At 64.5% G+C, this 9,136-nt stretch carries 10 protein-coding genes and 1 pseudogene; 8 read left to right on the top strand and 3 right to left on the bottom strand.

Annotated features, from left to right (window positions below; genetic code table 11):
- Positions 1-434: 434 nt before the first annotated feature.
- Positions 435-626, bottom strand: a pseudogene (locus QZ213_RS19480) (MFS transporter); the annotation flags it as partial.
- Positions 627-921: 295 nt separating this feature from the next.
- On the opposite strand from QZ213_RS19480, the gene QZ213_RS19475 reads away from it, so the two are divergent.
- From QZ213_RS19475 to QZ213_RS19450, 6 genes are all read left to right on the top strand, one after another.
- Positions 922-3,015: a HAMP domain-containing methyl-accepting chemotaxis protein gene (locus tag QZ213_RS19475; protein WP_291687727.1), complete on the top strand. Its 2,094-nt coding sequence runs from the start codon at positions 922-924 to the stop codon at positions 3,013-3,015.
- A 234-nt stretch (positions 3,016-3,249) separates the two neighbouring features.
- Positions 3,250-4,038, top strand: coding sequence for an SDR family oxidoreductase (locus tag QZ213_RS19470; RefSeq protein ID WP_291687726.1), 789 nt, complete (start codon positions 3,250-3,252; stop codon positions 4,036-4,038).
- A gap of 282 nt (positions 4,039-4,320) precedes the next feature.
- Positions 4,321-5,205 (top strand): hypothetical protein, encoded by an 885-nt coding sequence (locus QZ213_RS19465; RefSeq protein ID WP_291687725.1) that lies wholly within the window; start codon positions 4,321-4,323, stop codon positions 5,203-5,205.
- A gap of 127 nt (positions 5,206-5,332) precedes the next feature.
- Positions 5,333-5,719, top strand: coding sequence for a hypothetical protein (locus QZ213_RS19460; RefSeq protein ID WP_291687724.1), 387 nt, complete (start codon positions 5,333-5,335; stop codon positions 5,717-5,719).
- 296 nt (positions 5,720-6,015) lie between these two features.
- The gene (locus tag QZ213_RS19455; RefSeq protein WP_365885074.1) at positions 6,016-6,468 is read left to right on the top strand and encodes a septal ring lytic transglycosylase RlpA family protein; all 453 of its coding nucleotides are present in this window, start codon (positions 6,016-6,018) and stop codon (positions 6,466-6,468) included.
- A gap of 86 nt (positions 6,469-6,554) precedes the next feature.
- Positions 6,555-6,935: a hypothetical protein gene (locus QZ213_RS19450; RefSeq protein WP_291687722.1), complete on the top strand. Its 381-nt coding sequence runs from the start codon at positions 6,555-6,557 to the stop codon at positions 6,933-6,935.
- Positions 6,936-7,082: 147 nt separating this feature from the next.
- Here QZ213_RS19450 and QZ213_RS19445 read toward each other — a convergent pair whose 3' ends face one another.
- Positions 7,083-7,265, bottom strand: coding sequence for a hypothetical protein (locus QZ213_RS19445; RefSeq protein ID WP_291687721.1), 183 nt, complete (start codon positions 7,263-7,265; stop codon positions 7,083-7,085).
- A 9-nt stretch (positions 7,266-7,274) separates the two neighbouring features.
- A complete protein-coding gene (locus QZ213_RS19440) occupies positions 7,275-7,508 on the bottom strand; it encodes a hypothetical protein (RefSeq protein WP_291687728.1) in 234 nt (77 codons plus the stop codon).
- Positions 7,509-7,908: 400 nt separating this feature from the next.
- Between QZ213_RS19440 and QZ213_RS19435 the strand changes: the two genes are divergently transcribed.
- Positions 7,909-8,742 (top strand): universal stress protein, encoded by an 834-nt coding sequence (locus QZ213_RS19435; RefSeq protein WP_291687720.1) that lies wholly within the window; start codon positions 7,909-7,911, stop codon positions 8,740-8,742.
- A 31-nt stretch (positions 8,743-8,773) separates the two neighbouring features.
- Positions 8,774-9,136, top strand: a 363-nt coding sequence (locus QZ213_RS19430) for a cytochrome b/b6 domain-containing protein (protein ID WP_291687719.1), incomplete at its 3' end; no start/stop codon positions are given.

Here is a 9,136-nt window from a genome sequence, read left to right as displayed (position 1 = left end):
AGGCGGTGGCGCGCAGCGCCAGCCTTGAGGCCAGCCGCTCGCAGGGCTACTTTAAAATACAGTTGCTCCCCGGCGATCGGGCTTTTTTGTCACCGTCGCTCCCAAGAAGCTTGCTTCTCAAGAACTTGACGCCAGCGTCGAGGCGTCAGGACCACACGACTTCTCCGTCCGCTTCAGCGCCGTTCGTCAAGAGCGCATCCGCGTCCATCGCATCCCACCCCGCGTCCGTGACGATCGCGATACGCCCCTCGAGTGGGGTGAGACGGCGGGAGTTATGAAAGTGATTTGCGAAAAACGGAAAGCAGAAAATTTTTTGCGACGGGACTGGACAGGTAGAAACAGCCTAAACTGCTTGAGGAAATTCGATTTTACGCGCAATCCATTTTGACTGGGCCGCGTTCTCATTCCGCAGGCGCAGGCGCTGCCTTTGCGATCAGCAGGATGGCGAAGGTGACATTCGAAATGTCGGTGTGGAATTCCGCGGCGATGTCCTTCAGCACGAAGAAGTCGAACGCGTCCAGTGTCCATCCGAGGAAGCTCGCGGCGACCACGTGCCGCTGGCCGCTGGTCCAGCCGGAAAGCGCGGGAATGCCAAGAAAGGCGCGTTGCGAAGCGGGAATGGCCATCGCGGATATCTGGCAAGTCGGAACGGAAGGCTAACGCGTGGGTGGGAATGTGGTTTCCCTACCATCGGGGCGGCGACGCGTTTGTGGATTCGCACGACGCAATACCCGTAACTATACGGGGAGGCGCGGCAACGGACCCATAATCATTGCACAGCAATGTGGGGGGATGCGCCCGATTCGTTTGTCAAACCGCTCTCCACTTTCGGGATGGCCCGCTCGCCAGGTTGCCCGTCGGCCGGCTGAATCCGTCCTCGGCAGCGCAACCCTGTCGAAGCATGCAACGAAGGCTTGAACGATGCTGAAGCGAATTTCCGTCACCGCCTTGCTGACGTCGATCGTCCTGTTCATGGCGACTTGCATCGTCGCGATGCTCGCGGTCACCGCGTGGCAATCGTTCGACCGGCTGAAGGCCGCCGGCCGCATTTCGGTGATCGCGGGCTTGTCCCGCGACGCCTTCGTGGCCATGCACCGTCTGCGCACCGATCGTTCCACCACCAACCGGACGCTGAACGGCGATGCCGTGCTGGATCCGGAGCTCGAAAAGATCATCAGGGAATTCCGTGACAGCGAATTGCCGGCGCTCCGCGGGGTGTTGGAAGTTCTCCCGTCGGTCGATTTTCCCGAGCAGCCCGCGCAGCTGTCGGAACTGAGCCGGCTGACGCAGACCATGTTCGCGCTGGACAAGGAATCGTGGGAGGCGTTTCGAAAACCCAAGGCCGAGCGCCGGCCCGGGCTTGCCAAGGAATATATGGACGTCACCGGCGCGCTGTCGGACGCACTCGACAGGATGTCGGCCAACCTCGCCGCCGCCGTCAAGCACAGCGACGCCGTGATCGACCAGTGGCTGGAATTGAAGCAGGCTGCATGGCTGCTGCGGCTGACCACCGGCGAAGCCTCGCTGCTGGTCTCCAATGGCGTTGGTGGCGCTCCGCTGCCGCCCAACGCGCGGCTGAGCTATACCCAATATGTCGGCGGCGCCAAAGCCGCCTGGGCGGCGGTCGAACTGGCTGCATCCGGCACGAAGCTGCCGCCGGCACTCGCCGACGCGCTCAAGGCCGCCAAACAAGCCAATTTCGACCCGGAATATACGACGCTGCGCGACCGTCTGTTCGATCAGGTCGCGAACGGCCAGAAGCCCGAGATGAACGTGCTGAAATGGAGCCCGCTGACGGTGGAGCGCATGGGCACCGCGGTGACCATCGCCGAGCGCGCCCTGGACGCCGCAAAAGACCACGCCCGGGCGCAAGAAGCGGAAGCCCGGCGCGACCTGATCGTGCAGAGCGGGTTGCTGGTCGGCGCGCTGGCGCTGGCGTTCGCCATCATTGTCGGCATGCGCCGTCGGGTCATCACGCCGTTGAAGGCGATCGGCGAGGCCATGCACAGGGTGGCCGGAGGCGATCTCTCGATCGCCGTTCCGTTTGCCGACCGGCACGACGAAATCGGCGCGCTGGCCGGCGCGCTCGAGAGCTTCAAGCAGGCTGCGATCGAGAAGGAGCGGATTGAGGAGGCGCAGCGCGTCCAGGATTCCCGCACCGCAAGCCGTCAGCAGACTGTCGAAGCCCACATCGGCAGATTCGAAAGCAAGGTTCGCGACACGCTCGCCACGCTGCGATCCGCCTCCGAGAAGATGCGCTCGACGTCGGAGGGAATGTCCTCGGTTTCCGCCGAGACCAATGCGCAGGTCCGCCAGGCCTCCGCAGCCTCCGCCGCCGCCTCGTCCCATGTGCAGAGTGTGGCGGCGGCGTCCGAACAGTTGTCGGTCTCGATCGCCGATATCAGCCGCCAGGTGAGCCATGCCGCCAGCATTGCCGGCCGGGCCGTGGAGCAGACACGGCAGACCGACGGGACGGTGCAGGGGCTTGCCGCAACTGCAAGCCGGATCGGCGAGGTGGTCGAACTGATCAACAGCATCGCCGGCCAGACCAATCTGTTGGCGTTGAATGCGACCATCGAGGCGGCGCGCGCCGGCGAAGCCGGCAAGGGTTTTGCCGTGGTCGCCTCCGAGGTCAAATCGCTGGCAACGCAGACCGCCAAGGCCACCGAGGAAATCTCGCAGCAGATTTCCGCCGTGCAGAACGTCGCAAGCGAGGCGGTCGAAGCCATCAAGGGTATCGGCGGCATCATCGGCGAGGTCAGCCAGGTTGCCACCGCGATCGCCGCCGCGGTCGAGGAGCAGGGCGCCGCCACCCAGGAAATCACCCGCAGCACCCAGCAGGCGGCGCACGGCACTCAGCAGGCCGCCGACAATCTGACCGGCGTCACCAAAGGCGCCGCCGCCAGCGGCGCGGCCGCCGCCGACGTTAAATCGGCCGCCGAAGTGCTGGCGGTTCAGACCCGCGAATTGAGCGAGCAGGTCGACGGTTTCCTCAACGACATCCGCGCCGCCTGATCGGCGCGGTTGCTGCGTGCAGCGCGCCCAAAGCACGTCATGCCCCGGCGCCTGATCCTCGCCTCGATCAGGGATGTCCCGCGGAATCTGCGTTTTGCCGCACGCAGGCTGGAAGGACGTGCAAGAAGACCCCGACGGCCGGGACGAGCCCGGCGATGACGAAACAATGCTATGTTGCCGGCTGCGATGGGCCGCTCGGCACGCCCGCGCGGACATTCCCGCTGGGAACATGACATGAGCCTCTTGAACAACCCCTTCGATCCCGCGCGAGAGAGAGCTCTGGTAACCGGCGCGGGCAACGGCATTGGCCGTGCCATCGCCCAGGCCCTGGTCGGCGAGGGCGTGCATACGGTGTTCGCGGATGTAAATCCGGATACCGTTGCCGCGGCGATTAATGCCTCGTCCCGACCGGAGCTGGCCGTGCCGTGGGTCGGCGACCTCGCCAGTCCGGCCGCGTGCGACGAGCTGCTGGCCGATGCGCAGTCCGCCGTCGGGCAGGTGACACATTTCGTTCACAGCGCGTCGCCCCCGCGGCGCGAGGCCGATCACACTTTCGCGGTAAGCACGGGGACCTGGGAGCAGATGCGCGCGGTCAACGTCGACGCCGGCTTTCACCTCGCGCGCGAACTCGCGCGAAAACTCATCGCGGCCCGTGAGCCCGGCTCGTTCCTGTTCCTGACCTCGCTGCACGCAGGAACGCCGCGCAATTTGCCGCATTACTCGACGGCCAAGGCGGCGATGGCGATGCTGGTCAAGGAGCTGGCCAAGACGTTCGGCCGCTTTGGAATCCGGGTCAACGCGCTGGTGCCAGGCGCCATCGCGGCCGGTGGTTTCGTGGCCGATCCGGCGCTGGCAAAGCATATCCCGCTCGGCCGCCTCGGCCGCGGCGAAGACCTCGCGCCGATGGCGCTGGCGGTTCTGTCGAACCGGGTGTCGGCCTATGTCACCGGAGCTGCGATCGTGGTCGACGGCGGGCTGTCGCTGACGAACTGGTTCGAACCGCCCGATCTTGGAGAGCTCTAAGCACGAAATAGGTGGATGGCCGGGGCCAACATAGGCGAGCGGAAGCGACGCCGTCCTTCGGACGGCTATGGCGAGCGGAAGCGACGCCGTCCTTGGGGCGAGGGGAAGCGACGCCGTCCTTCGGACGGCGATGCCCGGCCATGACTAAAAAAGGGACCGGGATACCCCGGCTCCGAGCGGCCGGTTTCGACCGCAATGTTATCCAAGTTCCCGGCTAATTTTGGCGCATTGGATCTGCCGGCTGATTCGGCCGCGGGATCGCTATGTGGGAGGGGCATTGCCATGGGATTTTTCAAGCGTGAGCTCGGCCCGGTCGAACGCTTCGAAGATGCATTCAAGGCAAAACAGGTTGAGCGGCGGAAGCTGGCCGACCGGTTGAGTCTCGCCGAGGGGCTGCTCGCGGAAAAACGCGCGGCGGCCGAGCGGCTGGCGGTGGCCGGCGCGGCCAATGCCAAGCTCGAGCGCGCCGAGACCGACATGCGCAGTGTGGAGGACCGCGTCAAGACGCTGCGCGCCGCCCTGGCCGAATGCGACGAGCAGGTGGCCTCGACCGAGCGCGCGCTGGAAGACGCCAAGGCGCAGCGCGACCGCAATCTGGCGGCGGACGGGATCGAGGCGATGGCGGCGGCGATCGAGCGGGCGATTCCCGGCTTTGACGCCGGCGCCGCCGCGCTGGTGGGCGCCGTCACGACAGGCGATGCGCCGATGCCGGAGGCGACACGGTTTTCGACCAGCGTCGATGCCATACGCCAGGAGATTCTCGCAGCCGCGGATTTGATTTGCTGGGAACTGCGATCCGCCGCGGTGCGCACGCGCGCCGGCAATGCCAATGTTGCGTTATCGGTCGCACCCGAGCCCGAGCAGCCGCCGTCGGCCGAGATCGAGCGGCAATTGATCTATACGCTCAACCCGCTGCTGTGGCGGGAGGGCGGCGAGGTGCGCCGGGTTCCGGCGTTCGCGCTGGTGGGGCTGCCGAAGGGGTTGCTGCCGGTCGCGCTGCGGCATCACCATGTCGACCATCTGAACGCCCGCCGCGTGCAGACCCTGATGCGCGTTCATGGCAGCGGACAGTCCGACGGCGAGATCAATCCCGACGATCCGCAACTCGTCGATCTCGATGCGCTCGCCGCGGGCGAAACGGAGAGCGTCCAGGCCGAGGTCGCCTGAGGAGCGATCGGTGCAATCGTCAGGTATCATGCGATCCCGGACGTCGTAGGAAACGACCGGCGCGAGGTGTAGGCTCGCGCACGGACGGTCGCCGCATCGGCACGATCGCATGGATGGAGAAATCCAAATGACGACCTGGATCCTGTTCGTCGGCCTGCAACCGGAAGCGGTCGATTTCTCCGATCCGGCGCTGCCGCCGGGCTTCAACGCGGAGAAGATTCATGCCGGCATCGCGGTCGCCATGCGGGAAATCGCCGAGCGCGGATGGCAGGCCGATCTCTGCCTGATCCGCCCCGATGAGACCGCCGGTCCCACCTTCGCGCACCAGCTCTCCAGCAAGGTCTATGATTGCGTGGTGATCGGCGCGGGCGTCCGGCTGCCGCCGAAGAACCTGCGGCTCCTGGAGGTGCTGGTCAATGCCGTGCTCGAAGCGGGGCCGGGCACGAAGATCGCATTCAACACGCGTCCGGAAGACTCCGCCGACGCTGCGGCGCGATGGGTGCGAGCCGATTAGGTTCGGACAGCCGCCTGTGGCGCCATGGCCACACCCGATTGGAATTGCGTTATCCGCACTGTGCATAGTCGCCGCCGGTCACAGTCCTGCCCTGATTGGGTTCCGCCCTAGGGTCGGTCGGATTTGGGGTTCGGGTTGGGGGCACAGCGTGGGGATGCAACATGTCTTCCGTCGGTTGCACCGGAGTTTCGTGCGTAGAGACTAAGACAAGCCTTTTTCATTCTGACGCGGCCAGGGTGTCGGCCGCTTCTGTGCGGAACGCCGCTCGGCTGTTGGCCGTGGCTCTGGCAGGGGCCTTGCTGGCTGCCTGCGCCCAGTCCTCCGTTGTGACCCGAAATTCCGGATTTCTTGCCAGTCGGCAGGCGTCGCTGCCACATGATCGAACGGCATCGTTCGTGACGCCTGCGCGTGTCGCCACGGCACGGCATACCCCGTTCGTGCATCACAAGGCTGCCGCCGGAACACAGATGGCCTCGCAGGGGCTGGCCAGCTTCTACACGGAGGGATCACGGACCGCGAGCGGCGAAAAATTTGATACGCACGAATTGACCGCCGCGCATCCGACCTTGCCGTTCGGCACAAAATTGCGCGTGACGAATGTCGCGACCGGCCGGTCCGTGACGGTTCGGGTCAACGACCGCGGTCCATACGTTCCCGGACGCGTTGTCGACGTCTCCTATTCCGCGGCGCAGTCGCTGGGAATGGTTGGAAAGGGTGTTGCGAACGTCAAGCTTGACGTCGTTCAGTAGGTGACGGCAGCAGCCATGATCGATCTTCCAGAGGTTGCGCTGCGATGTCATCAGAGCTAGTTTTTGTCCAAACCAGGGAGGTGACGATGCGCTATGGTTTGTTGATAGCAGGGGTAGTTGCTCTTGCGGTACCGGCGCATGCCGCGTCCCGCTCTGAATATGTGACGATGGTCTTGCAGGCTTTCGCCGCCAAGGTGGAATGCCCCGGCGTGGACGTCGCCTACCAGGACCTGATGCAGAAGGCCCAGGAGATGCAAATGCCGGACGGAACCACCGAGCAGGTGCGAAACGCGATCGCCTTTACGCACACGGATGGAAAAATGGGCGAGCGCCAGGCGGACGACCTGATGTCGGAAGTCACCACTGCGACACAGTCGACGCAGATGGACCAGAAAAGGCTCGGCATGAAGACCTGGTGCGAAACTCAGAAGACCAGGCTTGCCGGGTTTGTTCGCACGAAGGACTAGACCGGGACGGTTGTTGACTAAATCAAGCTGGCTGCGCGGACTTCAAAGCAGGATTCTCCATAGCGCGTTGCGAGCGAAAGCCTGCCCCGTACCTGGATGGCGGGGTCGCTGCCTGTTCGCTTGAAGAAAACGCGCCAAATGAAAGTCTCAGAGCGCGCCGTTACCGCCAAGGCCCCGATGTTTCGCATGCCACTTCGGGCCGGGTCCTCGCATGTAATGCAGCTCCGGCCGATAGGGATTGCCGGCAATCCGGATCAGCCTGTGCCACCGCGTCACGATCACGTTCAGGTACTGGCGAAGCGGCATCGACAACGGTTGCGTGATCCACATGGCGCTCTCTCAGTGCGGCTTGCCCAGCACGGACGCAAACGGCACGCTGAAGATCTCTTCGCCGTCATCATCGCTGACGTGCAATACCCAGCCGCGCCAATCTTCCAGGACCGGCGTCATGACAAGCGAGCGCACGACGAGGGCGGCATGGTCACGCGCCTCGGCCAGATCGGCGACGGCGCTGCCGCATCGATCGATCGAGACACCTATCGAATTGGAACAATGGAAATAGACCTGGGCCATGTTTCGCCTCGTCTCGAATCCCGAAAAGCGAAGTGCAGGCTTCATGGATAGCAGCGGGATGGTGTGATGAAAATTCCGATAGACCACGTAAGGGAAATTACGGGGGTCGCCGCTGATTCTGCAACTGTGGCAGGCCGCAAGCGGTCGGATCGCCGTCAAAGAGCCGATTCACCTGTAAAACAACCAAAGGCGCAAAGTTCCCGCGGCGCATTGCGCCCGAGTTTTGCGGGCCCTTCCGCCCCGAAGGGCGTGCTTCGTCGCGGAGCCTGTCATCGGGCCCGCATTCGCGCGACCCGTTGGCTCCCCGCAATGACGCTGTAGCGCGCGCCGGCCCCTTGAGGTGAATCAAACGCCTGAAACCCGCGTGGGACTAGCCTGACCCGGCAAAGCGAGGTTTTCGATGGCGTTCAGAGATATCCTGGTCGCGCTGACGAGTTATCCCGAGCCGACGCCGGTATCGGTGGTCGAGGAGGCGGTGTCGGTCGCCTCTATGCTCGGCGCACATATCGCCGCACTCTCCTGTGAAATACACGTTCAGGTGCCAGGCCACTTCATGTCGGGTGCGGTCGTCGGCTTGCCCGGGGTCATTGCCGGCGAAGCCGCCAAGAGCCGGGCGAATGCCCAGGACCTGCTTGCAGCGTTCGACGCCGCCGCCGCGAAGGCCGGCGTTTCCTGCGAAACCCTGCTTGAGAAATGCCAGACGGTCGATGTGCCGGAGCTACTGGTGGAATACGCGCGGATTCGCGATTTCACCATTTTGCCGGAGTCAAACGACCGCTGGTATGCCGAGGCCGTGGTGTTCGGCTCCGGCCGGCCGACCCTGATCCTGCCGCAAAACCCGCGCTCCCGCCCGTTCGAGCTCGGGACTGTCGCGGTGGCCTGGGATTTCAGCCGTGCCGCCGCGCGCGCGGTATCGGATGCGATGCCGCTTTTGGAAAAGGCCGGGAGGGTTCGCGTCGTCACCGTTCTCAACGAGAAGCGCCTCGATGACAAGCATTCGGCCGAGCAGCTGTCGAAGAACCTGTCCCGGCACGGCATCGATGTCGTGCTGGACAAGGTCGATGCCAAGGGCCGGCCGATCGGCGCCGTTCTCGAAGCCTATGTTGCCTCTCACGAGGCGGACCTGCTGGTCATGGGGGCGTATGGACATTCCCGCCTGCGGGAATTCGTGCTGGGCGGGGCGACCAAAAGCCTGTTGTCAAAGCCGCCGCTGCCGATCCTGTTTTCGCATTGACGGACGGTCGGACGAACAGGAGACCATGCAAATGACCAATCCCATCGATCGGTACGGGTTAGCTCCTCGGATCCTGCACTGGCTGACGGTCGTCCTGGTCATCGTGGCGTGGACGCTGGGGACCTTCGGCGACGATCTGCCCAAGGGAGCCGCGCGCGATACGGGCCTCTTTGTCCACATTTCCGCGGGCCTGGTAATCCTGATGGCGCTCGTCATGCGGCTGGCTTGGCGGGTGGCCGAGCCGCCGCCGCTCCCTGAGCCGAACGAATTCGGCAGATGGCTGGGCGCCTACGCCGATCCGGCGGCGCGTCTGGCGCATTACACGCTTTACGCGCTGCTGATTGCGGTTCCGATCGCCGGCATCGTTGCGCAGTTTGCGCGCGGCAACGCGCTG

Source organism: Bradyrhizobium sp. (genome assembly GCF_017881085.1).
Taxonomy (GTDB): Bacteria; Pseudomonadota; Alphaproteobacteria; order Rhizobiales; family Xanthobacteraceae; genus Bradyrhizobium.
This window is presented reverse-complemented; position numbering and strand designations above follow the sequence as displayed.